At 39.1% G+C, this 24,492-nt stretch carries 20 protein-coding genes and 1 riboswitch; of the genes, 2 read left to right on the top strand and 18 right to left on the bottom strand.

The window, feature by feature from the left end:
• Positions 1-255: 255 nt before the first annotated feature.
• The 4 genes from ACIQCO_RS17155 to ACIQCO_RS17140 all read right to left on the bottom strand — a co-directional run bounded on the left by ACIQCO_RS17155 (position 256) and on the right by ACIQCO_RS17140 (position 5,235).
• Positions 256-936 carry a glycosyltransferase family 2 protein gene (locus ACIQCO_RS17155; protein ID WP_400430560.1) on the bottom strand — a complete coding sequence of 227 codons (681 nt, stop codon included), beginning with the start codon at positions 934-936 and terminating at the stop codon, positions 256-258.
• Positions 937-957: 21 nt separating this feature from the next.
• Complete coding sequence (locus ACIQCO_RS17150) at positions 958-2,325, bottom strand: glycosyltransferase family 2 protein (protein WP_400430559.1); 1,368 nt, start codon at positions 2,323-2,325, stop codon at positions 958-960.
• A gap of 104 nt (positions 2,326-2,429) precedes the next feature.
• Entirely contained in the window at positions 2,430-3,662 is a 1,233-nt protein-coding gene (locus tag ACIQCO_RS17145) for a homoserine dehydrogenase (RefSeq protein WP_400430558.1), read from the bottom strand.
• 75 nt (positions 3,663-3,737) lie between these two features.
• A riboswitch (SAM riboswitch) is annotated at positions 3,738-3,847 on the bottom strand.
• A gap of 266 nt (positions 3,848-4,113) precedes the next feature.
• Positions 4,114-5,235, bottom strand: coding sequence for a galactosyltransferase-related protein (locus tag ACIQCO_RS17140; protein ID WP_400430557.1), 1,122 nt, complete (start codon positions 5,233-5,235; stop codon positions 4,114-4,116).
• A gap of 307 nt (positions 5,236-5,542) precedes the next feature.
• Here ACIQCO_RS17140 and ACIQCO_RS17135 point away from each other — a divergent pair, with 307 nt between their 5' ends.
• The gene (locus ACIQCO_RS17135; RefSeq protein WP_400430556.1) at positions 5,543-5,752 is read left to right on the top strand and encodes an ATP-binding protein; all 210 of its coding nucleotides are present in this window, start codon (positions 5,543-5,545) and stop codon (positions 5,750-5,752) included.
• Between the two features lie 98 nt (positions 5,753-5,850).
• On the top strand, positions 5,851-6,741 hold the full coding sequence (locus ACIQCO_RS17130) for an ROK family protein (RefSeq protein WP_400430555.1): 891 nt from the start codon (positions 5,851-5,853) through the stop codon (positions 6,739-6,741).
• Between the two features lie 96 nt (positions 6,742-6,837).
• Here ACIQCO_RS17130 and argH read toward each other — a convergent pair whose 3' ends face one another.
• The 14 genes from argH to ACIQCO_RS17060 all read right to left on the bottom strand — a co-directional run bounded on the left by argH (position 6,838) and on the right by ACIQCO_RS17060 (position 24,440).
• Entirely contained in the window at positions 6,838-8,214 is a 1,377-nt protein-coding gene (gene argH / locus ACIQCO_RS17125; RefSeq protein ID WP_400430554.1) for an argininosuccinate lyase, read from the bottom strand.
• Positions 8,215-8,430: 216 nt separating this feature from the next.
• Positions 8,431-9,642 carry an argininosuccinate synthase gene (locus tag ACIQCO_RS17120; RefSeq protein WP_400430553.1) on the bottom strand — a complete coding sequence of 404 codons (1,212 nt, stop codon included), beginning with the start codon at positions 9,640-9,642 and terminating at the stop codon, positions 8,431-8,433.
• A gap of 79 nt (positions 9,643-9,721) precedes the next feature.
• A complete protein-coding gene (argF, locus tag ACIQCO_RS17115; RefSeq protein ID WP_400430552.1) occupies positions 9,722-10,702 on the bottom strand; it encodes an ornithine carbamoyltransferase in 981 nt (326 codons plus the stop codon).
• Positions 10,686-13,925: a carbamoyl-phosphate synthase (glutamine-hydrolyzing) large subunit gene (gene carB / locus ACIQCO_RS17110; RefSeq protein WP_400430551.1), complete on the bottom strand. Its 3,240-nt coding sequence runs from the start codon at positions 13,923-13,925 to the stop codon at positions 10,686-10,688. Before carB ends, argF begins: the two co-directional genes overlap by 17 nt.
• The gene (locus tag ACIQCO_RS17105) at positions 13,912-14,988 is read right to left on the bottom strand and encodes a carbamoyl phosphate synthase small subunit (protein ID WP_400430550.1); all 1,077 of its coding nucleotides are present in this window, start codon (positions 14,986-14,988) and stop codon (positions 13,912-13,914) included. The genes carB and ACIQCO_RS17105 overlap by 14 nt, the downstream gene beginning before the upstream one ends.
• A gap of 6 nt (positions 14,989-14,994) precedes the next feature.
• Entirely contained in the window at positions 14,995-16,194 is a 1,200-nt protein-coding gene (locus ACIQCO_RS17100) for an acetylornithine transaminase (protein ID WP_400430549.1), read from the bottom strand.
• Positions 16,194-16,988 (bottom strand): acetylglutamate kinase, encoded by a 795-nt coding sequence (gene argB, locus ACIQCO_RS17095; protein ID WP_400430548.1) that lies wholly within the window; start codon positions 16,986-16,988, stop codon positions 16,194-16,196. Before argB ends, ACIQCO_RS17100 begins: the two co-directional genes overlap by 1 nt.
• A 12-nt stretch (positions 16,989-17,000) precedes the next feature.
• The gene (gene argJ, locus ACIQCO_RS17090; protein ID WP_400430547.1) at positions 17,001-18,230 is read right to left on the bottom strand and encodes a bifunctional ornithine acetyltransferase/N-acetylglutamate synthase; all 1,230 of its coding nucleotides are present in this window, start codon (positions 18,228-18,230) and stop codon (positions 17,001-17,003) included.
• Between the two features lie 59 nt (positions 18,231-18,289).
• Positions 18,290-19,327, bottom strand: a complete 1,038-nt coding sequence (gene argC, locus ACIQCO_RS17085; RefSeq protein ID WP_400430546.1) for an N-acetyl-gamma-glutamyl-phosphate reductase — start codon at positions 19,325-19,327, stop codon at positions 18,290-18,292.
• A 213-nt stretch (positions 19,328-19,540) separates the two neighbouring features.
• Positions 19,541-20,170, bottom strand: a complete 630-nt coding sequence (locus ACIQCO_RS17080) for a response regulator transcription factor (protein WP_400430545.1) — start codon at positions 20,168-20,170, stop codon at positions 19,541-19,543.
• Complete coding sequence (locus ACIQCO_RS17075) at positions 20,142-21,236, bottom strand: sensor histidine kinase (protein WP_400430544.1); 1,095 nt, start codon at positions 21,234-21,236, stop codon at positions 20,142-20,144. The genes ACIQCO_RS17080 and ACIQCO_RS17075 overlap by 29 nt, the downstream gene beginning before the upstream one ends.
• A gap of 37 nt (positions 21,237-21,273) precedes the next feature.
• Positions 21,274-22,371 carry an ABC transporter permease gene (locus ACIQCO_RS17070; RefSeq protein ID WP_400430543.1) on the bottom strand — a complete coding sequence of 366 codons (1,098 nt, stop codon included), beginning with the start codon at positions 22,369-22,371 and terminating at the stop codon, positions 21,274-21,276.
• The gene (locus ACIQCO_RS17065; RefSeq protein WP_400430542.1) at positions 22,368-23,486 is read right to left on the bottom strand and encodes an ABC transporter permease; all 1,119 of its coding nucleotides are present in this window, start codon (positions 23,484-23,486) and stop codon (positions 22,368-22,370) included. Before ACIQCO_RS17065 ends, ACIQCO_RS17070 begins: the two co-directional genes overlap by 4 nt.
• A gap of 21 nt (positions 23,487-23,507) precedes the next feature.
• The gene (locus tag ACIQCO_RS17060) at positions 23,508-24,440 is read right to left on the bottom strand and encodes an ABC transporter ATP-binding protein (RefSeq protein WP_400430541.1); all 933 of its coding nucleotides are present in this window, start codon (positions 24,438-24,440) and stop codon (positions 23,508-23,510) included.
• Positions 24,441-24,492: the final 52 nt, after the last annotated feature.

Genomic DNA, 24,492 nt, shown 5'->3' with positions numbered 1-24,492 from the left:
TCAGCTAGCTGTATCTTGCAGAGCAGTTTGTGAAATGTTTCACTATCTTCTCTACACTCTCAATATACTCCCCTTGATCTAGATTGGCAACGACTTTCACAGTTTTTTAACATATTAATGTTAGAAATTTGAATAGAATGTGAACTTACCATGTTGTTTATGTTGGTAATGTAAAAAAGAGGCGGCATATGGCTTTTCATGCCCTGCTCACCTCTTTAATATTGATTAGAATCATGCTTTCACGTTCAACCAGCACTACTCTTTTGCCATGATGGATTGAAACTCATCCGTATAAGCGATTAATTTTCCCCATTTCATTAGATCCCTATCAGAAATCTTCCAAGTGTGTTTTTCTGAATCTTGCCGGATGACAGCAAAATCGTGATGATTCGTCGAATAGATAACAAACCCTGCTTTTTTAGCATCTTTAATGAAAAGATAATCCTCAGCACAATCGACTTTTTCAAATCGGATATGATAAAACACATCTTTTCTAAACAATAATGTTGCGCCTGCTACAGTGTCAGTGATGGAATTCTCTGTACCTTTTACATGAATTAATGCCTTCCTATTTTTAAAATAAATATAATACGAGCTTTTTCCGACTACCGAAATTTTGTTATCTTTAAAGGCATTCATCGCACTTGAAATGTAACGAGGACCGTAATAGTCATCATCATCAAATTTTGCGATAAAATCATAGTTCGATTTCATCACACCAAAATTTAAGCAATCGCCAAGCGTTGCATTTTCATGAAGTTGATAAACCTGAACATTACTGTAGTCCTTTGCCCTTTTGACCCACTTGTCCATGTCCATCGAATCCTTATTTAAGATAATAATTAGCTCTTTATCCTTCCAGGTTTGCTGCTGATAATTATTGAATACATTTTCGATACTCTCTTCTCTTATTGTGCACGTAATGATGGAAACCATTATTTCACCCCTTCCCAACAGTTAGGATTTCATGATTTTTTCTAGGAAATTGGTTAAATTAGAATAGTTGTTTAATACTTTGATAGAATTAATATCTTCTTGCAGCTGTTTTCTTGCATCTGTATCAAAACCGGAAGCTCCTAGGATATTGATGTGACGGATATCAACTTCGAGGAAAAGGATAATTGTTTCAAGAATAGTAATAAATTTTTCCTGGAGATTTTGGAACCTCTCTGGGTTCGACTGAACAAGTAATGTGTATTCCTTTAAGATATTATTCATCATCAATAAATCGGTAAGACCGGAAAGCTCTAATCCTAGAATCAACACTTCGACATCATGATGTTTTATTGTAAAAAGACCGAAGTTTCCTATTGTCTCTCTCCATTTTCGTTCCCCAACAGGATGCTCTTGGTGGTATGCGGCCAATTGTTCACTAACAATATATTGGGCACCCAATTTATTTAATCGGTAGCCTAGTTCCCAATCTTCATAACCATAGTGGTAAAAGTCTCCATCAAACACCCCTGCCTGCACGATGAAATCTTTACAGACAGAGACATTACCAGTAATAAATACCATCCACGGAAACGCAAAACCGGTTAACTTTTCATCAAAATTTCTAGTTATTTGTTGTAACCATGGGTAGCCTTTAAACGCTAAATCCTTGAAAGTCTTTCTTGTAATATCGCTTTTTTCTATTAATGGATATGGTTCTTTAAATGGAGTTTTATACGCTTGGAATCGACGATATATTTCTTGATTATTTTTTGCTAAGTCAGCGATTGTGTTTAATTTTCGCTTTGAGAAATCGGGGAAAATACATGAAAATAGCGCTTTAGTATACATGGCTCCAGACACGATCACGTTATCTTTGGATTGGTGATAGTTATAATGATTTTCAACAAAATCAGGTTCTGTTATCATTTCCGCATCAAGAAAGATAAGAATTCTCCCCCTTGCGGAACGAATACCTAAATTTCTCCCCTTCGCTCTTCCAAGCTTTTCATTGCTGAAAATATATTTAAAATGATAGGGCGGTGTATAGTTTAATAGTTTTTCTTTCGTTTGGTCTGTTGAAGCATCATCAATAAGAATCACTTCCATTTTATCGGGATTAAAGGTTTGAAGTTCGAGAGAGTAGAGGGTAAATAAATTTAGCGGATATCTATTTTGGGATGGAATGATGATACTGACTTCAATATCTTGGGTGGTGTTATTTTTTGAAATTAGGGTTTTTTGGGGACTTTGCAAATCTTTTTCGGTTCTCTTCCCTAGGATACTTCTTGACCATTTATAGCTATTTCCTGACATGACATACTCCTTCATTTTCTTTTTTAAAATAACCAGTCCAATTAGTCGTGCTTTTTCACAATATATGAATGTCATTTTAATTTGACTAAACTCCTCCCTATAAAAGAGCAATTCATGCTCTATTTTATAGGGAAAAGGAGCGGAGTGGCGCATAAGCGATTTAGAATGACCAATTTGGATTAAAGTGCTGTTAATGCTTTATCTTTCGTTTCCAACTCATATTCTCCCAATATTGGATAATAGCATAGTGCCTTTTGTTGACTAACCAGCTGTTCAACATCTTTCTTAGTCGCTTGGATGATATACGTCTCTTCAGAAGCTTGTTCAATCCATAAAATCGAAGGATTTAGCTGTTTTTTGGCAAATCCATGTACAAGCCAAGTTTCTTTTTCCTGCGGATTTTCCGATACAGAAATGGCTGCCGGAGCCGGAGTTACAGTCCTTTTGGCAGGATGACTTTGACAGACATACACCAAATCTTCAATTATTGCACTGGCAGTCGGATACATTCCAGCGCCTGGCCCCTGGAGGGTGATTCTTCCGACAATATCCGAGAAAACATTTACAGCATTCTCTACTCCCTCGACATGGTAGAATGGATGTTCATTTCCAACAAGAACAGGTTTAACTGACGCCTTTATTAGACCTCCTGCCCTAGTAAGGCTGGCAATATGTTTGAATCGAAGACCTAATTTTTCAACGGCTTCAATTAATCCACTTGTTATTGAAGTAATCCCCTCCCGCTCGACATCCTGCCAATTTGGTTCTTCCCCAAAAGCGATACGGCTCAGGATCATCGTTTTATAAAAAGCATCATAGCCTTCAACATCATTAGTTGGATCTGCCTCCGCAAAGCCATTCACTTGTGCCGCCAGTAAACTTTCAGCAAAAGACTGCTTTTTCACGCGCATTTCAGTCAAAATAAAGTTCGATGTCCCGTTAAGAATGCCTTGGACTTGCTGGACACGATTTATTTTTAATAACTGCCTTAGCGTTTGAATGACCGGAATTCCCCCTGCGACCGTTGCTTCAAAGCCCAAGGAAACATGATTCTCCTCCGCAAGATTTAACAACTCTTTCCCGTGGTGGGCAAACATTTCTTTATTGGCAGTGATAATATGACAGCCGCGCTCGATTGCCTTTTTCAAAAATGTAAATGTTGGTTCTTTGTCGACAATGGCTTCGACCACAATATCAAGCTGGGGCAGCTCAAGGATTTCTGCAAAATTGTTCGTAACCATGACCCCTTCTCTAATCTCCCGTTCTTTATGCTTGTTTTTGATAAGGACTGCAGCCACTTCAACCTTTTTTCCCAAGACAGCTGCTAACTCATCGGCATGGGATTGTATCGTCCTATATACTCCTTCACCAACCGTTCCAAAACCAAGAATTGCTACTTTAATTACTGACATGTATATCCACCCTTTCAAATGGCTTAATGATCAAATGAGAAAAACCCTCTTCATAAGAAGAGGGTTAGTTTCCTCCTCTTATCTTCCAGGTTAAATAACCTGCTGGAATTAGCACCTTTTCAAGGATTACCTTGATGGTTGCCGGGCTTCATCGGGCCTAGTCCCTCCGCCGCTCTCGATAAGAGTATAAATTTATGCGTCACCATTTTATTATTAGAATTCATTTTAGTCGAAATAATTTGAAGTGTCAATAAATTGCGAATCCACATCTAAAAAATTTGGTGCAATTTGATAAAAACCGAACTAAATTTATAGGTAAGTTAATCTCTTTAGCAAGACAGATTCTTGATTTATGAAACACAATGTACTTCATCGTCATTATATGTTTTATAAAGAGTGATTGATAAGGGAGAATACCTATATTTTCAAGCAAAAAAAAATTGGCTATTGGTCATAGTACAGACCAAGGGTAGCCAGGTGCTTTGTTGTCTCTTAGCCAAAATCCAACTCCACCAGTTTTTAATTTACAGACTACTACATATTGCCCTGAATTATTTTCAAAAAAAAGAGGTTTTCCCGTTACACCTTTAGCAAACGTCTTACTTTTACGCCACTTTCCATTAGAGTCTTGCCAATAATGGGTCAAAGAAGAACCTGACCGGACAATAAGCTCTAGGTTACCAAACATACTTTTGATTGGAATGGAAATTGTATAATTATTTGGATTATCTTCATACCATGGATATTTCTTATTTTTATATTTTTTTGTATTATGTTTATTTTCAATATGCAGGGATTCAATTAATTCATTTTTATAACCGTCTAAATTATCACGATTGTTCAAATGACCACTATTTTTAGTTTCAATGTTTTCTAAAGTATTTTTCCGTTCATAAATGAGTTTGGTCATTTTTTTCTTGTTTCCACTTGCATGGATATAGCGACCGAGAAGCTCAGCATTCGCTTTACCATGTGGATTTGTTTGATAGTTTGAACTAGGGTGCCATAAGTGAAATAATTTCCCTTTAATATTTACGATTTCTCCGCAAAGCGTACGGACAGCATGTGAAAACGCATCATCTTCACCCCCCCAACCAATAAACCGTTCATCAAAACCACCAACTGCTTCAAAGTTTACTCGAGGAATGACAAAGAGTTTTCCTGCAAATCCTTCATAAACCCAATTTGATTTACTACATTCTTCATACTTTACATCAATTGGCCACTTTGGTTTTGTTTTAAGTAATCTTTCAGTACCTTGCCATTCAATATTATATACTTCAGTAAAAGGGACTACCCATGCTGCTTTATCAAGTAATTTTATCGCTTCCACAATAATATTGGAGTTATAAACAACATCCGCATCAGCTATTACAAAAATATCTTTTGTTGCTTTTTTAGCTGCCAAGTTTACAGCCTTAGATTTATTAATGTCCTCGCCATTGATTAGTCCCAAACATAATTCAGCTTCGGGCATCATACGAGCATAATATCTTTTAATCCATTCAAAAGCCTTCGCTCTTGGACCATTGTCAGTTTGGAAAGGTACAATTATTGAAACGTTTTCTAACACTGCAACTCTCTCCTTTATTATAAAAATTTTTATATATTCTAGTTATTTCTTACTGTATGTGAATGGATCTGTGATGGAAACGGCATGTATAATGCTTTCGCTGAATGATTAGTTTCTCGCTGACCGCTGGCATTTGCTTTATGAGGAATTTATTTAAATCATTTGGAATTGCAACATAGTTTATTGTCCCTTTCAAATTCAAGCGCAATTGCATTTTATAAGGTAGAAGGACATGCTGATTATGTGAAATTTAATTGTCGCTGCCATGTAGATAGCTGATGCGTATCTGATTAGGGAGAGATGGAAAGTGAAATTGGGCATTATGTGCGGGATGCCATTAAGTGGAAAATCAACATACAGTAAAACTCTTCAGAAGCAAGGTTGGGTACGTGTTGCGAAGGAATTTGGACTTACTTTGGAAATATTCCATGTAGATACTGATTATGAAACTTGTAAACAACGTAACAGAGCGCTGAGGCGACTATCTGAAAATGTTTTAAAACAAATATACAAATAATTCCAGAAGCCAGTTTCAGATGAAGGAACCATTTTTAAGCTCATATAGCAAAAAATTCCTTCAAGCTAACAACAATTCGCAGATTAGGAGGAAGGAAAGTGAGAAAGTATATTTGCTTTGATATAGGCGGGACAAAAGTAAAGCACGGACTATTACTAGCGAATGGATCTATTCTTTCAAAAGGCAGCTTCGATACCCAGGGTAGAAATCTAGACTTATTTTTAAAAGAAATGGAAGATATCATTTACATGTATACAAACAATCATAATGTTAGCGGTGTAGCTATTAGTTTACCTGGCTTTATTAACCCTCATACAGGCTACTCAGAAAGAGGCGGCGCGGTAAAAGCACTAGATAACCAGAATCTTAAAAAATTATTAAAAAAAAGAATTTGGCTGCCGATTGAAATTGAAAATGACGGAAATTGTGCTGCTTTAGCAGAAAAAATAAGTGGTAACGCAAAAAGATGTACCGATTTTATTTGTATGACAATTGGTACTGGAATAGGAGGGGGTATATTTATTAACGGGAAACTTTTGCATGGTCACAGTTTTAGAGGTGGTGAATTTGGTTTTATGATTACTCAAGCCAGAAACGATGGCAGGGATATACTGCACTCCAATGCTTCTACTTATGCCTTAATTAAGTCCTATAAAAAACTAAAGAGTATTAGTGAATATGAAAACATTAAAGGAGAAACAGTTTTTTTAGAATCCAGCCATAATAGTTCGGTAAAAGAACTTCTTGATGACTGGATTCGAAACATTAGTTATGGAATTTATAACTTGGCAGCAACGTTAAACCCTCAAAAAATTTTAATTGGTGGCGGAGTAATTGCCCAACAAGGTTTGTTGGGTAATATTAACAATAAACTTGACCAGATTCCTGGGTGGAAAGATATTAAAGTCCCTGTCGAAAGTTGTAAGTATCAAAATGATGCAGGAATGATTGGAGCAATGTACCATTTTATCCAAAAGCAAGGTGGATAAAATTACCTAGTAACGTTTATCTAGTTTTAAAACATCCTTAAATATAAAAATGTTAAAAGAAGTAATGCCCGCCAATTAGCGGGCATTTCACAACACTTATTCTTGTAGTTTCCCTTCTGCCAGCGCAATTTGCTTAGATACCTGTTCCGGGGCTGTTCCGCCAAAGCTGTTACGAACCGCAACTACATGCTCAGGAGCCAAAACTGTGTAAATATCGTCTTCAAATAAGGGACTAAACTCCTGATATTCTTCGAACGTTAAATCCAGCAAAAATTTGTTAGATTGAATCGCATACAAAACTATTTTTCCAATCACTTCATGGGCTTTACGGAATGGCAGCCCTTTTCGGACTAAGTAATCGGCAATATCTGTCGCATTGGAAAAGTCATTGTTGATTGCCTTTCGCATTACATCTTTATTTACGGTCATCGTTTCGATCATCGGTGCCAATAGTTTTAAAGAGCCTTCAAGCGTTTCAACCGTATCAAACATGCCCTCTTTGTCTTCCTGTAAATCCTTGTTGTAAGCGAGAGGCAAGCCTTTTAATACGGTTAACAAGCCAATCAAATTACCGTAGGTGCGGCCTGTTTTTCCTCTAAGCAATTCCGGTACATCGGGGTTCTTTTTTTGCGGCATAATACTTGAGCCTGTGCAGAAGGAATCGTCCAACTCTATAAATTGAAATTCCTGACTAGACCAAATAACCAATTCTTCAGAAAGTCTGGAAATATGCGTCATAATGATAGAACCAATCGATAAAAATTCGAGTATAAAATCGCGGTCGCTGACGGCATCCATACTGTTTGGATACACCGTTTCGAACCCTAGCAGCTCGGCAACACGTTCACGGTTGATTGGAAATGTTGTCCCTGCCAAGGCGCCAGAACCGAGAGGAAGCCAGTTAATCCGTTTTAGAGAATCTAGCAGTCTCTCTTTATCACGTTCAAACATCCAAAAATAAGCCATTAAATGATGGGCAAAGGAAACAGGCTGTGCACGCTGCAAGTGTGTGTACCCCGGAATTAACGTTTGGATATTTGCTTTGGCCTGCCCGATTAATGCCTGCTGGACATCTTCAAGCAATTTAACTAGTTCCGTCGTTTTCGTTCTCAAATAAAGATGCATATCCGTTGCTACTTGGTCATTTCGGCTCCGTCCTGTATGGAGCTTACCGCCGACAAAGCCAATTTTTTCAATCAATAGTTTTTCAATATTCATATGAATATCTTCATCTTCTACTAGAAACTCGACCTCATGATCATCTACCATTTTTTTAATAGCGACCAGGCCATCCTTAATTTTTTCAGCATCGTCGATCGGGATGATGCCGCATTCCCCCAGCATTTGGACATGGGCAAGGCTGCCGGCAATATCCTCTTTGGCTAGTTTTTGATCAAAAGTGATGGAAGCTGTGAAATCTTCCACTAATTTGTTTGTTTCCTTTGTAAAACGTCCGCCCCATAGCTTAGACATGTGTTTTTCTCCCTTCGAACAAGGTGTTTTTGCCCCCAAAAATAGTTTATCAGCGATTTTTTGGTGTTTATCGGCGGATTTTGCATTTTATCAGCGAATCTGACCATTATATCGGCGAATTTTCATTTTTATCAGCGAATCGCAAAATTACCTTAGGCATAGTAGACTTCTTAAGAAGTTTGCCCCCGAAATTTAGCTTCAGGGGCACTCTCTAATTTATTTTAAAACTGATTCCTTTTTATTAACCTCTGAATATACTTTCGTCGGCAGACCCCAAAGTTTAATAAAACCAACTGCCGCATTATGATCAAACGCATCTCCCTTTGAGTAGGTTGCTAGTTCCTCATTGTAAAGACTGTGAGCGGATTTACGTCCAACCACAGTATGGTTCCCTTTATGAAGCTTAACGCGGATGGTGCCTGACACCACCTTTTGTGTATCATCTATAAAGGCATCAAGTGCAGTTTTTAGCGGTGAATACCAAAGTCCTTCGTAAATAATTTTTGCCATCTGCTGTTCAACCTGTGTTTTAAATTGCGTGACCTCACGAGTCAAGGTTAGAAATTCTAATTCTTTATGAGCATTAATTAAAATTAACGCAGCTGGATTTTCATACACTTCACGTGATTTAATGCCTACTAATCTATTTTCGATATGATCAATACGGCCCACACCGTGCTTGCCGCCTAGCGCATTTAAGTTTTCAATTAGCTGAACAAGAGGAAGCTGTTCGCCATTAAGGGCAACAGGGACGCCTTGTTCAAATTCAATTTCCACATATTCCGCTGCATCTGGTGTTAATTCAATTGGATTCGTCCAATCATACGCTGCCTCAGGTGCCTCGGCCCATGGATTTTCAAGAACACCTGCCTCACAAGCGCGTCCCCAAATGTTAGCGTCTATCGAAAATGGATTATCTAAATCAACGGGAATCGGAATCTCATTTTCGGTCGCGTATGCAATCTCCTCATCACGTGTCATGCCCCATTCACGAACCGGAGCCACCACTTTCAAGCTTGGGTTTAATGCCTGAATCGAAACTTCAAAACGGACTTGATCATTCCCTTTTCCGGTACAACCATGTGCAACAGCTGTAGCACCCTCTTTTTCCGCAACTTCAACCAATAATTTTGAAATGAGAGGTCTTGAAAGCGCAGAGGATAACGGGTACTTGCCTTCATATAAACAATTAGCCTTTAAAGCTGGAATAATATATTCATTGGCTAACAATTCTTTCGCATCAATCATGATGGCTTTAATTGCGCCAACATTTAAAGCTTTGTTTTTAATGGCTTCAAGGTCTTTCCCTTCTCCTACGTCAAGGCCTAAGGCAATCACATCATAGCCATATTTTTCCTGAATCCATTTTACTGATACCGATGTATCCAACCCGCCTGAATAGGCCAAAACAATTTTTTCCTTAGTCATCTGTATTCTCCCTTATATTCATTTGTATTAATATTCATCTGATAGAATTATTATACAACAAATTTCAAAAAAATAAATACTATTTTGCTAGTAATAATTTTAAAATTGCTTTTTGGGCATGAAGGCGGTTCTCTGCTTCATCAAAAACGACCGAATGAGGTCCATCGATAACCTCGGCGGTTACCTCTTCGCCGCGATGGGCTGGCAGACAATGCAAGAAGATATAATCACTTTTAGCGTGTTTACAAAGCTCCTCATTTACTTGATAATCCTTGAATGTCTTCACTCTTATTGCAGCTTCCTTCTCCTGCCCCATACTAGTCCACACATCGGTAACGATGACATCTGCATCTTTAACAGCTTCCTGCGGACTATTTGTTAACATAACCGTACTTCCCGTCAATTTACCTGCTTTAATTGCCTTTTCTGTAACTTTCCCATCCGGCAGATAGCCTAGCGGGCAGGCAATGCTTATATCCATTCCAACTTTAATCGCACCTTCCATAAGCGAATGCGCCATATTGTTGTTTCCGTCTCCCAGATAGCACATCTTTAATCCGGCCAATTTTCCCTTATGTTCTAGAATGGTCAGCAGGTCGGCCAATACCTGGCATGGATGCTGAAGGTCTGTTAAACCATTTATGACAGGGATTGAGGCATTCTCCGCCAATTCTTCAACCGATTCGTGCGAAAACGTGCGGATCATGATGCCATCGACATAACGGGATAATACTTTTCCTGTATCAGAGATACTTTCTCCCCTGCCAAGCTGAATGTCTTTTGAACTAAGGAAAATCGCATGTCCGCCAAGCTGCAGCATTCCAACCTCAAATGAAACTCTCGTACGTGTTGAAGATTTTTCAAAAATCATGCCTAAGACTTTTCCACTTAAGAATGGGTGCGGTTTTCCTTGTTTTTGTAAGGTCTTCAATTCTTGTGCCACTTTAAGAAGATAGAGAATTTCATCTGTACTGAAATCTGAAAGCTGTAAAAAGTCTTTTCCGTTAAATTGAATGCTTTCATTATTACTTATTTCCTTTAATTTATATGCTTCTAACATGAACAGCACCTCTTTTTTCAAAATTATAATACTCACTAATCGTTCGTACTTCAAAATCAGTAGCCAGCGGTTCTTTTTGCAAATTGATTATTGCTTCGATTGTATCTAGATGTGTAAATATAGGTATTTTGTAGCGAATAGCGTGCTCGCGAATTTTAAAACCAAATTTATGCTTTTTTCTACCTTGATTCGGAATATTGATTACAGCCATTATTGACTGCTTACGAAAAAGTTCATTGACTTCTGCATCGTCTTGCACCACTTGTTCAACAGAAATGCCATTGTGTTGAAAAAATAATGCTGTTCCTTTTGTTGCAACAAGTTTGAATTGTCTTTTTAAAAGTTCCTGAATAATCGGGAGACTAGTTGATTTATCACGGTCGGAAATGGAACAAAACAAATAATTTTTTTCTGTGCTGTTACGAATAGAAGGAATCGACTTTTCGAGCGCCTCTTGATACGTTACTCCCATGCCAAGCGCTTCCCCCGTTGATTTCATTTCCGGTCCAAGGGCATGGTCGACTCCCTTAAGCTTACTTGATGAAAAAATCGGTGCTTTAATCGAAAAATAATTTGGTTCTGCCAACAATCCATTCGTTAGGCATAAATCTGCTAACGATTCACCTAATTGAACATTTACAGCCCACTCAATCATTGGAGTTCCTGTTACTTTACTAATAATCGGTACTGTCCGCGATGAACGCGGGTTTACCTCAAGAATATTGACTTTGTTTTCATAAATAACAAATTGAATATTCATCATGCCAATGACTGGCGTTGAGAGAGCAATTTTTTTAGCATAATCAATTAACGTTTCTTTGACCTTTACTGATAATGAAATGGGCGGGAACACTGAAATACTGTCACCAGAGTGAACGCCCGCTTTTTCAATATGTTCAAAGATACCCGGAACGAAAATTCGTTCCCCGTCACTAATGACATCAATCTCACATTCTAGTCCAGGCAGATATTTATCGACTAATAACGGCCACATCGCAGCTTCCGAGTTTTTCTCAAGCTGGATAATATATTGCTGTAATTCCTCTTCTGAAAAAATCGTAAACATTGCCTGGCCGCCAATAACGTACGATGGCCTCACCAGCACTGGATACCCAAGATTAGCCGAAGCTTTCATCAGTTCTTCAGGATGGGATACAGCTTTACCCTCAATATGCGGAATGTCTAATTCCTCAAGCAGTTGATAAAATTCTTTCCGGTCCTCTAAGCGATCAACGTTTTCAACTGATGTCCCTAAAATGTTGACGCCCTCCTCTTCTAAAGCATGCGCCAGATTAATTGCCGTTTGGCCGCCGAATTGAATCAATACACCATCGACCTTTTCTTTTTCAATAACATGCAGAACATCTTCAGCAGCAAGAGGTTCAAAATAAAGCCGATCGGCAACGGAATAGTCCGTGCTAACAGTCTCAGGATTGTTGTTAATAACAACAGCCTCATAGCCTTTTTTCTTAATCGCTTTTGCGGCATGGACTGAGCAGTAGTCAAATTCAATTCCCTGGCCAATCCGGATCGGTCCTGAGCCAATGACAAGAATCTTCTTCTTGTGGGTGGTTTCTACCTCATCAAAGCCAAGCCAGGTAGAGTAATAATAGGGTGTGACAGCATCAAATTCAGCTGCGCAGGTGTCAACCATCTTATAGCCTGGTTTCCAGTTGAGTTCTTTCCACTTGCTTCTGATTTGTTTTTCAGGGATTTTAAAAATTTGTGATAATAATTTATCAGCAACATTGTTTCGTTTTGCCTCTTTCAGCAGTGAAGTTGGAACATTGTTCCATTGATAGGAGGCTAATTCCGTTTCTAAAACAACAATGGAGCTAATTTTGTGCAAAAACCATGGATCAATCCCAGTCAACTGCTGAATTTTTCCAAAGGAAATTCCTCTTCTAAATGCTTCGGCAATGAGAAATAGCCGCTGGTCATTGGCTTTTTCAAGAAGTTCAAACAATGTTACCTCATCAACAGATTTATTTCCCTCAATGCAAAGACCATAAACATTCATTTCCATCGAGCGAATCGCTTTGTTTAGCGCCCCCTCAAATGTCCGGTCAATTGCCATTACTTCTCCGGTTGCTTTCATTTGGGTTCCGAGCGTTCGGTCTGCCTCTGGGAACTTGTCAAACGGAAAGCGCGGCAGTTTTACGACAATATAGTCAATCGCCGGCTCAAACGACGCAAAGGTGCTGCCTGTTATTGGATTCACAATCTCATCTAGGTGATAACCAATGGCACATTTTGCTGCCATTCGTGCAATCGGATAGCCTGTTGCTTTTGAAGCAAGGGCTGACGAACGGCTGACCCTCGGGTTCACTTCGATGATGTAATATTGGTTCGATTCCGGATGAAGGGCAAACTGAATGTTGCAGCCACCGATAATCTTTAGTTCTCTAATTACTTTTATCGAAACGTCACGGAGCATTTGATATTGAACATCTGTCAGAGTTTGCGATGGGGCAACAACGATGGAGTCACCGGTATGAACACCGACTGGATCCATATTTTCCATATTGCAAACAATGATGCAAGTATCATTTGCGTCCCTCATGACCTCATATTCAATTTCCTTCCAGCCTTTAATACTTTTTTCGACTAGAACTTGATGGATTGGACTTGCCGCTAAACCTTTCTTTAGGACGATTTCGAGTTCTTCTTCATTGTAGGCAAAGCCGCCGCCCTCTCCCCCAAGGGTGTAGGCTGGGCGAATAATCACGGGAAAGCCAATTGCTTTTACAAATGCTTCCCCTTCTGTAAAGCTGTGAATAATGGCAGATTCCGGAATCGGTTCGCCAATTTCCAGCATCAGGTTACGGAACTTTTCTCGGTCTTCCCCGTTTTTGATCGATTCAACAGAGGTCCCTAGAAGTTCAACATTGTATTTTTCTAGTAATTGTTGTTCATAAAGCTGAACGGTTAAATTCAAGCCTGTTTGACCGCCAAGGGTGCCAATCACACCATCTGGCTTTTCTTTTTGAATGATTTTTTCAATTGTTGCAACGTTTAGCGGTTCAATATATACCTTGTCGGCAGTAGCCACATCTGTCATGATTGTAGCCGGGTTATTATTGATTAAAACGACCTCAATTCCCTCTTCTTTGAGGGCAATGCATGCCTGTGTACCGGCATAATCAAATTCTGCTGCCTGACCAATGACAATCGGGCCTGATCCGATGACAAGTACTTTTTTTAGATTTTTATCTAGCGGCATAGACTGTCTCTCCCAATGATGCAATCTGACCTACGAAATCTTTTAAAATATATTCTGTATCGCTTGGACCTGGATGGGCCTCGGGATGAAATTGGACGGTTTGAATTGGATAGCTTTGATGCTTCAGTCCTTCAATTGATCGATCATTTACATTTCGATAGGTTACTGCAAAAACGGTCTCGTCAATACTTTCGTCAACAACAACATAGCCATGATTTTGGGCAGTTATTTTGACCTTACCAGTTGTTAGTTCCTTAACCGGGTGATTTCCGCCGCGATGTCCGTAGGCAAGTTTTTCTGTTTTTGCTCCATATGCAAGGGCAATAAGCTGGTGCCCTAAGCAGATTCCGAGCGTTGGGAATTGCTGGCTTACTTTTTTAATTTCAGGGAACCACTTTTTTAGTTCCATTGGATCGCCAGGTCCGTTGCTTAAGAGAACGCCATCTGGATTCATGGTTTTTATTTTTTCAAAAGGGGTATTGTAGGGCACAATTGTCACTGCGCAGCCTTCTTCCAATAAGGCATTTAGGATTGATTTTTTATAACCAAAATCAATTAGGACAACATGCGGCCCTTTGTTTTTGAAAAATTGCGTTTTCTTTGTTGATACTTTTTCAACCCAAAATGCCTGTTTGGCTGTTATTGGCAAGTTTGCTTTCTTCGTTTGGCTTAAGTATCCTTTGACTGTCCCGCGGCTGCGGATGGTTTTGACGAGAAGTCTTGTATCAACTCCCGCAATACCGGGAACTCCCGCCTGCTTCAGTTTTGCTGAAAATTTATTAATCGATTGATAATGGCTCGGTGTTTCACATATATCACCAATGATGACCCCTGATAACGCTGGTAAGATGCTTTCATCGTCTATCGCATTGATTCCATAATTTCCGATGATCGGATAGCAGAAGGTAATAATTTGGCCGGCATACGAAGGGTCGGTGATGATTTCTTGGTATCCGGTCATGCTTGTGTTAAAAACTACTTCCCCGAGCGAATCCTTTTCGGCACCGATTAGGACTCCTTCAAAAACTTCGCCCGTTTCCAAAGTAAGATATCCATGCTCCAAGTTCGCTCACTCGCCTTTCTTTATACTTTGAAAAGTCAATTCCAGCTTTTCTATAAATTCATTAATCTCTTTTTTTGAGACTGTCAATGGCGGTAATATTCGGACCACATTTGGTCCTGCAGTTAAAATTAACAGCTTGTTCTCGATTGCTTTTTGGACAATTTCCAAGGCATTGGTTTCGACGACCAAACCTTTAAGTAGTCCTTTTCCACGAATTTCTTTTATTAAAGAGTACTTTTCCTTCAGACTTTGAATCTGAAGGTCGAGATACACTGACATTTCATTTACATCGTCTAGTAGATTGCTATTAAGTATATGGGTAACCGTGGCTAGCCCTGCCGCTGTAGCTAATGGGTTCCCGCCAAATGTACTGCCGTGGCTTCCCGGTTCGAAGCCCTTTGCTGCTTCCTCTTTAGCAATAATCGCTCCGATTGGAAAGCCTGAACCGAGGCCTTTAGCGATACTGATGACATCTGGTTCGATGCTGTATTGCTCGTAACCAAAAAGGGTGCCGGTTCTTCCGATGCCTGTTTGGATTTCGTCGACCATAAGCAAGATGTTGTTCTCTTTACAAATTTGAGCAAGTTCTTTTACCCAATCCGGGTTTGCCGGAATAACTCCGCCTTCGCCTTGGACAAGTTCAAGGAGTACCGCAGCTGGTTTGATTGAATGGAGTTGAACAAGCGCTTCACTGTCATTGAATGGCAGGTAGCTGAACCCGGGCATTAGTGGTGAAAATCCTTGTTGGATTTTTTCCTGACCCGTTGCCGTTAAGGTGGCTAATGTTCTGCCATGGAATGATTGCTGGAAGGTTACGATTTCGGCTGAGCCGCTACCCTTAACCTTGTTCGCGTATCTCCTTGCTAACTTGATGGCTGCTTCGTTAGCTTCTGCACCGCTGTTGCAAAAAAAGACTTGATCACCGCAGCTGTTCTCTGTTAGAAGGGCAGCCAACTGCTCTTGGTTTGGAATACTATAAAGGTTTGAACAGTGCCAAAGATTTTGTAATTGCTTTTCGAGTTTTTCTTTTACTGGTTCAGGAACATGCCCCAGGTTGCAGGTGGCAATACCCGATGTGAAATCTAAGAGTTTATTTTCTTGATCATCCCAAACATAGCTTCCTTTCCCCTTCAAGATCGTGACCGGGAAGCGGGTGTATGTTGCCATGACAGGGGACGCTACGGAGATGGAATTATTAGCTGTCATTACGCAATCTCCTCTAAAATAATTTTTGTTCCGATATTTTTTCCATTTACAAAATCTATTAGACTATCTTTATCAAATCCGTTGATAATACCAACCTCAGGTATGTTATGAACAAGGCCGTCAATTGCCGCGGTTACCTTTGGAATCATTCCTCCATATATTGTTTGATTGCTAATCATTTCTTCGATAATTGATTTTGAAACTTTATCAAGTTTCATTTTCTGGCCATTCTTTTCGATTAAAATCCCGGGAATATCACTAATAAAGCAAAGATTTGCTCCTAAAGCATTTGCAATTGCGGATGCCGCGATGTCGCCGTTTATGTTGTAGCGTTGGCCACTGAAATCAATTCCAACGGGTGAGATAACTGGAATATAACCTTGGTTGATAATCCCTTCGATAATACTTTGATTGACTTCGACTACTTCGCCAACGAAGCCTAATGTCTTGGCATCTCGTGTTGGTTTAGCTTGTAATAATCCGCCGTCTACTCCACTTACACCAATCGCATTTCCGCCAACCTCAACAATATTTCTTACTACTTGTTTATTAACAGAACCGCTTAGAACCATTTCTACTACATCTAAAACTTGATGATCCGTTACCCTGAGTCCGTTTACGAATTTGGTTTCAACGTTTAAGCTTTTTAATAATGAAGTGATGAGTGGGCCGCCGCCATGGACAATAATTGGTGTCCATTCTTTGCACTGTTGCATCTTAACCACATCTTCAAAAAATGATCTTGGCAGATTATCTAACACACTTCCGCCACACTTAATGACTAAATATTTCATTTTTTGGCCTCCTTAAGTGCGGTATGATGCATTGATTTTTACGTAATCATACGTTAAATCGCATCCCCAGGCTGTTGCGCTGTAATTACCTTGATTTAAATTAACATAAATAACGACATTTTCATTTTCTAAATATCCCTTTACCTCTTCTTCAACAATCGGACAAGGCAAGCCTTTTTCAAAAACCTTGTATTTTCCTATAGAAACCTCTAACAAGTTAGGTTCGATTGGAACTCCGCTGTACCCGGCAGCTGTGACAATTCTTCCCCAGTTTGGGTCGGTTCCATAGATGGCTGTTTTTACAAGATTAGAAGAGATGATTGATTTTCCAACTGCTCTTGCAGCATCAATGCTAAAAGCCCCGCCAACTTGCACTTCAACCAATTTTGTTGCTCCTTCGCCGTCCCGGGCTATTTTTTTCGCAAGTGATTCACAAACAATTTGTAACCCTTGTTTAAAAATGCCCCATTCCGGATGAGCCTCATTGAGTTGGTTATTCTCTGCTAGGCCATTCGCCATTAACAAGACCATATCGTTTGTACTGGTATCCCCGTCAACTGTTATCATATTGAAGGTGGTATTGGTTACTTCTCTTAAGGCATTTAGAAGATCCTCATGGTCAATATTTGCATCTGTGGTGACGAAGCCGAGCATCGTCGCCATGTTAGGGTGAATCATTCCTGACCCTTTGGATGTTCCGCCGATGCTCACTTTTTTTCCATCAATGGTAAACTGAACGGCAATCTCTTTTGTACATGTATCTGTAGTTAGGATTGCCTTCTTAAAGTTTTCTTCATTTTCATATTCTTTCTGGAGAATTTGCTTAATGCCAGTTTTGATTTTCTCCATTGGCAGCAATTCACCAATAACCCCTGTGGAGGTTACTGCAACTAGATGTTCTTGAATTCCAAGTCCGTTAGCGAATTCTTTTTGCATTAGAAGTGCATCAGCAATTCCTTGCACACCAGTGCAGGCATTTGCGTTACCGGAATTCACGAGTACCGCTTGTATTTTATTTTCTTTTGCAATACTTTCTTGCGTAACAACTAATGGAGCCGCTTGGAAAATGTTTGTTGTATAAACCCCAGCAACTGTGGCCGGTACTTCAGAAACAATGTATCCTAGATCGAGTCGTTTTCTTTTAATACCACAGTGCAGACCACCAGCCTTGAAACCCTTCGGCAAGGTAACACTCTCTTTTTCAAGAACAGAGATTTCTTGACTTGATATCGCTTGTGCCAATTTATGTTCCTCCTTAAATTTCCCCTCGTTATTATGCTCACTATCAAACTCGTAAAATATTACGGATACATTGGTATATTTTCTAGTCCTGTCCTTTCATCCCATCCGTTCATTAAATTTGCATTTTGAATCGCCTGGCCCGATGCCCCTTTGACTAAATTGTCGATTACAGAAATAATTGTTAAGCGATTTGTCCGCGGATCGACATGGAGGCCGATATCGCAATAGTTTGAGCCAAGAACTTCTTTTGTAGCTGGTACAGTACCTTCTGGTCTGACCCTGACAAATGGTTTATTTTTATAAAACTCACTGTATAATTGATGAATTTCATTCGTTTTCATCGTTTCATTCAGATTCACATATATCGTACACATAATGCCCCGCGTCATTGGAACTAGATGTGTTGTAAATGATATGGTTATTGGGCTTCCGCCCTCATCAGAAAGCACTTGCTCAATTTCCGGGATATGCTGATGTGCCCCCAGCTTATACGCTTTGAGATTCTCGTTTATTTCTGCGTAGTGGGATGTTAATGACAGTCCCCTGCCAGCACCAGATACCCCCGATTTTGCATCAATTATTATTGAGCCTTCATCGGCTAACTTAGATTTAAGTATTGGAATGAGCCCGAGCGCTGAAGCTGTTGGATAGCAGCCAGGATTCGCTATAAGTTTAGCATTATTGATTTTTTCTCCATATATCTCACTTAGCCCGTAGACTGCTTGATTGATAAGACTTTCATCTGCAGGTGCGTGTTTATACCACATTTCATATTCACTGATTGACCTTAGCCGGAAATCTCCTGACAAATCGATACATTTAACACCTTTCTCCATCAGCCGTGGAACAAGGGTACTGCTTACACTCGAAGGGGTTGCTAAAAATACAATGTCATTTTGTGCACTTAACTTTTCCGCATTAAATGATTCTAATGGATGATCATTAATCCCATAAAGATGAGGATACGATTCACTGAAATTATTGCCTGCTTGTGAGTTGGAGACAACTGAACCAACTTCTAGAAAAGGGTGATTATTTATTAACTTAATAAGCTCAATCGCCCCATAACCTGTTCCCCCAATAATCGTAGCCCTCAATTTACTCAACTCCTACAGTACTTTTATATAATGAATTATTATACATACATATATATAATTATTCAATATTAAAATGACTAAATTTTTCATTTAAACTGAAAATCATGACCCAAAAATCAGAAAACGCTTACATTTTATTGCTTGTAATTATACATTCTTTATGTATAAATTAAAAAAAGCTCCTGTTTTAGCAAGAACTTTGATTTAGTACAATTAAAAATTCTTCAAATAAAATATCGCCAGCTGCGTCCGATCGCGTAACTTTAATTTTTCAAGCAGCACCGTTGTATAATTTCTTATAGTTCCTTCACTCAGATAAATCCGTTCAGCAATTTCCTTATTTGATAAGCCTTCAGCAATAAGACCTAAAATTTCCTGTTCCCGGCCAGATAAGCCTAGCTTTACTGGCGGTTTCTTTTCATCCTTTAGCATTGTCGACAGTGCACTAACTACTTCTCTTTGAAATACGGTATTCCCTTTTCCCACAGCCCGAAGGCTTTCAATGATACTGTCTGCGGGTTGATTTTTTAAAATATACCCCTCAGCGCCGCTTCTTATCGCCTCTTTGATATAGTCATCATCTTTGAAGGTCGTTAAGATTACAACTTTAATAGTATTGAAATGTTGTTTTATCAGTTTTGTCCCCAGTACACCATCCATAACTGGCATACGAATGTCCATTAAAACTAGGTCAGGCCGCTGCTTTTGACACATTTCAAATGCTTCCTGTCCATTCGATGCCGTACCTGTTACCTCAAAGTCATTCTCAAGTTCAATCAGAATCTTCAAACCATCGCGAATTAAAGCATCGTCATCAACGATTAGAACTTTCAAATATTCCACTCCCCTCTTTCGGAATTAGGCAAACAATTAAAAAACCGTCATTTGCTGATATTGAAAGGCTGCCGCCAACATTTCGTACTCTTTCCCGCATTCCACTTAGACCTAGTCCCTCTTTCATCGTTTTACAACCAACCCCATTGTCTTTTATATACATCCTCGTATATTGCTCATTCGCTTCAATCTTTACATCCATATTCGTCGCTCTCGAATATCGTGATGCGTTAGTAAGCGCTTCTTTTATATTTGTACTCAATAATTCTAGATGACTAGCAGGAATAGTATTAAAATCACCATTCAATCGAAGGTCAACTGGACAAAAACTGAAGTTGTTTATGATGCTTTTAATGTATTCAATACCTAAAGATTGTTTTGGCTTGATATTATGTACAGTGTTTCGGAGTAATTCAACAGAATTTGCTAACCCCTCAATTGAATTTTGAACCATCACTAACGATTTTTCTTGATTTCTAGGATGCAGTTTGTATGCCGCTTGCAGCTGAAACAAGATCCCGGCCATGCTATGCCCAAGCGTGTCGTGTATTTCTTGGGCAATTCGATTCCGCTCCCTAACCTCAGCAATATTTGCCACTTCCTTTGACGAATGAAGCAGCTTTGCCTTTGTATCTTCAAGTTCATACCGTAAACGTCGCTCGTTATCTACTGTTTGTTTAAAACTGTCCCGCTCTTCCTTCCGTTTATAAATAACATAAGCTAGTAAACTGCAAAAAAGAACGATTAACAAATTGGTGAAGAGCAAATCGCTTGATCTCAGTAAAACAGTCATGCACATAGCCGTTACGCCGCATCCGATATACTTTCTTTTTAAAATAAAATCATAACTGCAAAGAGCAAATAGAATCGAAAAACGGAAATCCACCGTAACGGCTGCAAATGTTAACAGCAGCGTTACGATGGTTAAATAAACAGAATCATAATATCTTTCTTTAAAAATATTTACGGCAATAATCACTAGGAGGATTAAGAACTGTTGGTATGTTATATCATGATCAATAATTAATACTAAACTGAGATATAGGATAATCGCTGCTTTAACGATATAGTTCATGTCATCCCCTGCCATTAATCTTTTCCTTCATTATACTTTATTTAGCAATATCTGCCTTTCTAAATGTTCCTAATAAGAAGAAAATTATTGAAAACATTAATAGGATGGATATTTCTTTTACTAGTGAAGTAAGGGAGTCGCCATGCAAAAGCTTCTCAATTCCGTGAATCACCCATGATACTGGTGTGAAGTTACTTAACGTCTTGACGATATCCGGTGCAAAGTCGAGTGGAAAGTAGGCTCCGCCAAGCATAGCGAGCGGCGCAACTAAACAGATACCAATTAAGCATGCCTGAATGGTATTTTTCGAAATCGAGCTGATTGCCACGCCAAATGATACAGATACTAATGAAAATAGTAGTAACAACACAAAGATGGAAAGCCCTGCACTACCAAGGTATAGTTTGTAAACATATTTTAAAATCAGCAGAACAAAGGAAATTTGTATAAACGAAACAAATAGAAAGCTGCTAACGATTTGAAGCATATAGGTTCTAATTTTTACAGGTGCGGTAAGTGTACGATAAAGTGTGTGGTTGTTTTTATTAAAAATGATGAACAAACCAACAATTAATGAAGTATACAACATCGAAATAATAAGGTATCCTAACACCGATCTTGTTCTTTCCGCTCCTTCATTAACGGCTAACTTGTGATTGAGATGAATCGCACCATGCTGATCATAGGTTGAAAATTCCTTGAAGAAGGATTCTTGGTTATGCCCGACTGCCTCTGCAACCATAATGGCATGATGAAGCCATTGCTCTAGGAATGCACCTACAGGCTTAGAGAAGTTAGACTCCTTTACAGAGTAACTCGTAATCCCTTCATTTTTTCCTTGAATGAGATTATCTGTAAACCCCTTATCAATCACAACCACATAATCCACCTTTAAAGTTTTGAGCTCGTTGTTTATATCTTCCTCTTTCACATGGCGGATTTCAGCTTTTGTTTTTAAATTCCGTGCTAAATCAGCTGTAAATTCTGTATGATCCTTATCAATTACAGCTACTCTTACCGTTGGTTCCTGCCCAATAAACCCTAACGACATAAAGGCAAGTGGAAATAGCAGGATAAAGAATATCTGAACTTTATTGCGAAAGATTCTTTTTAAAGTATTTACAAAAATGGTCATGCGACTCTCCTCCTTCCAGTAATAAACGTAAGGGTAACAACAATAATCGTATAGAGAACTAATCCGAAAATACTTGGTTGACTGAAGGTACCTTCAAAAATATTGGTGAATAACGCCTTTTGCGCATAGGTGTTGGGTGAAAGGTAGCTTAGCATTTCAATTACTTTCCCGTCCATTCGTGAAAATCCGCCAGCAACTAAAGTAAGGATAGTGCCAACAATAAAGATACTTAGTGCTGATGCCATCGTGCTTTTTGATAGATATGCTAGAATCATTCCAAAGGCGACTGCAATCGCAGAAAACAAAAATAGTACTAAGAGAATGAGCCATAAGCTGCCATTCAAATTTGCTTGAAAGGCAAATTTTGAAATCAGAAAAATAAATAGGGAGATGCCATACAATGTCAACGTACTACCTGCTAATTTTCCAAGGATGATTTTACTAGTCTGGATTGGGGCTGCGTTCATTCGTAGGTTTGTATGATTCCCAATATCCTTAGTAATCGCAAATACTCCAAAAATGGCGCCGAACAACAGAGATTGAAATAAGGCTGTCAGCGAATAATAATCAATTCCCCGTGGTATTTTCCCTTCTGTCACTATTTTTACTTCTTTAATTATCGAAGGGTTGGAATTAGGCTGCACTTGCTGTCCATTAATCTTGATAAGTGTGTTTCCAATATTAAAGGTGCGGACAAAACTTTCTAATACCGGCTGGACGTAAGAGTTTTTCTCCTTGCTGTAAAAGTTAATGTTCACTTGCTCACCATTTTCATAGCTGTTTGACATTCCTTTTTCAAGATAAACCAAGCCTTTTAACTTTCCGGCTTTAACTTGATCCATGCCGTTTTCAAGTGTTTTAACCTTCTTCACTTCTAATATCGTGCGTGTTTCTTTTGCTGTAAAAAACTCATTCAAGGAATGGTTTAACAGCCCGTCATCTTTACTGAAATAGCCAACCACTACTGGATCGATTTTCTTCGGTGTATAGGCACTATCAAGCGCCTTTCCAAGAATCAGAATCATTAGTATCGGTAGTAAAATAAACGCAAGCATTGCTTTAACATCCCTTACATTTCGGATAAATGTATAGTAAGCAATCGATAATATATTCATTGAATTCACCTCTTCCTTCTCTTAATCTCGCAGTGATCTTCCAGTAAGCGTTAGGAACACGGCTTCCAAACTTGGTTTTTCCACATTCAAGGATAGAATTTCTATGCCTGCTTCAGTCAGGAGGTTGATGACCCGACTTACATTATGTTCTCCTTTTTTCCCTACCACTTCTAAGCTGTTTCCTTTGATGATGCATTCACGAATACTCGAGATTGATTTAATTTGTTCTACGACAGTGTAGTTTACTGAAGATAACTCAATGACCAATTTTTCTTCGGTGGAAACAAGCGCAGTTAGCTCCTCCTTCGTACCTTGGGCAATGACTCTGCCATGGTCGACGATGGCTACACGCGTACAGATTTCTTCAACCTCTTCCATGTAATGAGAGGTATAAATAATCGTCGAGCCCATCTTATTTAATTCTTTAATTGATTGTAAAATATGATTCCTTGATTGCGGATCGATCCCTACTGTTGGTTCATCCATAATAATGAGCTTTGGATGATGCAAGATGGCACAAGCAATATTTAACCTCCGTTTCATCCCGCCGGAGAATCCTTTTGGCCGATCCTTCTGTCTATCGGTAAGCCCTGTAAACGTGAGGGCCTCAGCAATTCTTTCCTTTAAAAGGCTTCCTCTAAGTCCATAAAGACGCCCGAAGTAATCCAGATTTTCATAAGCCGTTAAGTCTTCAAATAAGGCGATTTCTTGCGGAACGATTCCGAGCTCCTGTTTAACTTCCATTTCATGCCGCTTGATCTCTTTTCCAAGAAACTTTACTTCCCCGCCATCATATTGAGTAAGGCTCGAGATAATGCTAATCGTCGTTGTTTTTCCAGCTCCATTTGGCCCCAATAAGCCAAAAATTTCTCCTTCTTTTACGGCAAATGTTATATGATCTAATGCAAGGAAATCACCATATCGTTTAATTAGATTGTTCACTTCTAGTAACATGTTCCCAACTCCCTTTTCGTTTTCTAATGTAATCATATTCCAAATTGAGTGG

Source organism: Neobacillus sp. NPDC093127 (genome assembly GCF_044754175.1).
Classification (GTDB): Bacteria; Bacillota; Bacilli; order Bacillales; family Cytobacillaceae; genus Neobacillus.
This window is presented reverse-complemented; position numbering and strand designations above follow the sequence as displayed.

Bases quoted from the DNA above. Each gene is read 5' to 3' on its own strand.
- ACIQCO_RS17155 (WP_400430560.1), bottom strand. From the start codon at position 936: ATGGTTTCCATCATTACGTGCACAATAAGAGAAGAGAGTATCGAAAAT.
- ACIQCO_RS17150 (WP_400430559.1), bottom strand. From the start codon at position 2,325: ATGACATTCATATATTGTGAAAAAGCACGACTAATTGGACTGGTTATT.
- ACIQCO_RS17145 (WP_400430558.1), bottom strand. From the start codon at position 3,662: ATGTCAGTAATTAAAGTAGCAATTCTTGGTTTTGGAACGGTTGGTGAA.
- argH (WP_400430554.1), bottom strand. From the start codon at position 8,214: ATGTCTAAGCTATGGGGCGGACGTTTTACAAAGGAAACAAACAAATTA.
- ACIQCO_RS17120 (WP_400430553.1), bottom strand. From the start codon at position 9,642: ATGACTAAGGAAAAAATTGTTTTGGCCTATTCAGGCGGGTTGGATACA.
- argF (WP_400430552.1), bottom strand. From the start codon at position 10,702: ATGTTAGAAGCATATAAATTAAAGGAAATAAGTAATAATGAAAGCATT.
- carB (WP_400430551.1), bottom strand. From the start codon at position 13,925: ATGCCGCTAGATAAAAATCTAAAAAAAGTACTTGTCATCGGATCAGGC.
- ACIQCO_RS17100 (WP_400430549.1), bottom strand. From the start codon at position 16,194: ATGACAGCTAATAATTCCATCTCCGTAGCGTCCCCTGTCATGGCAACA.
- argB (WP_400430548.1), bottom strand. From the start codon at position 16,988: ATGAAATATTTAGTCATTAAGTGTGGCGGAAGTGTGTTAGATAATCTG.
- ACIQCO_RS17075 (WP_400430544.1), bottom strand. From the start codon at position 21,236: ATGAACTATATCGTTAAAGCAGCGATTATCCTATATCTCAGTTTAGTA.
- ACIQCO_RS17070 (WP_400430543.1), bottom strand. From the start codon at position 22,371: ATGACCATTTTTGTAAATACTTTAAAAAGAATCTTTCGCAATAAAGTT.
- ACIQCO_RS17065 (WP_400430542.1), bottom strand. From the start codon at position 23,486: ATGAATATATTATCGATTGCTTACTATACATTTATCCGAAATGTAAGG.
- ACIQCO_RS17060 (WP_400430541.1), bottom strand. From the start codon at position 24,440: ATGTTACTAGAAGTGAACAATCTAATTAAACGATATGGTGATTTCCTT.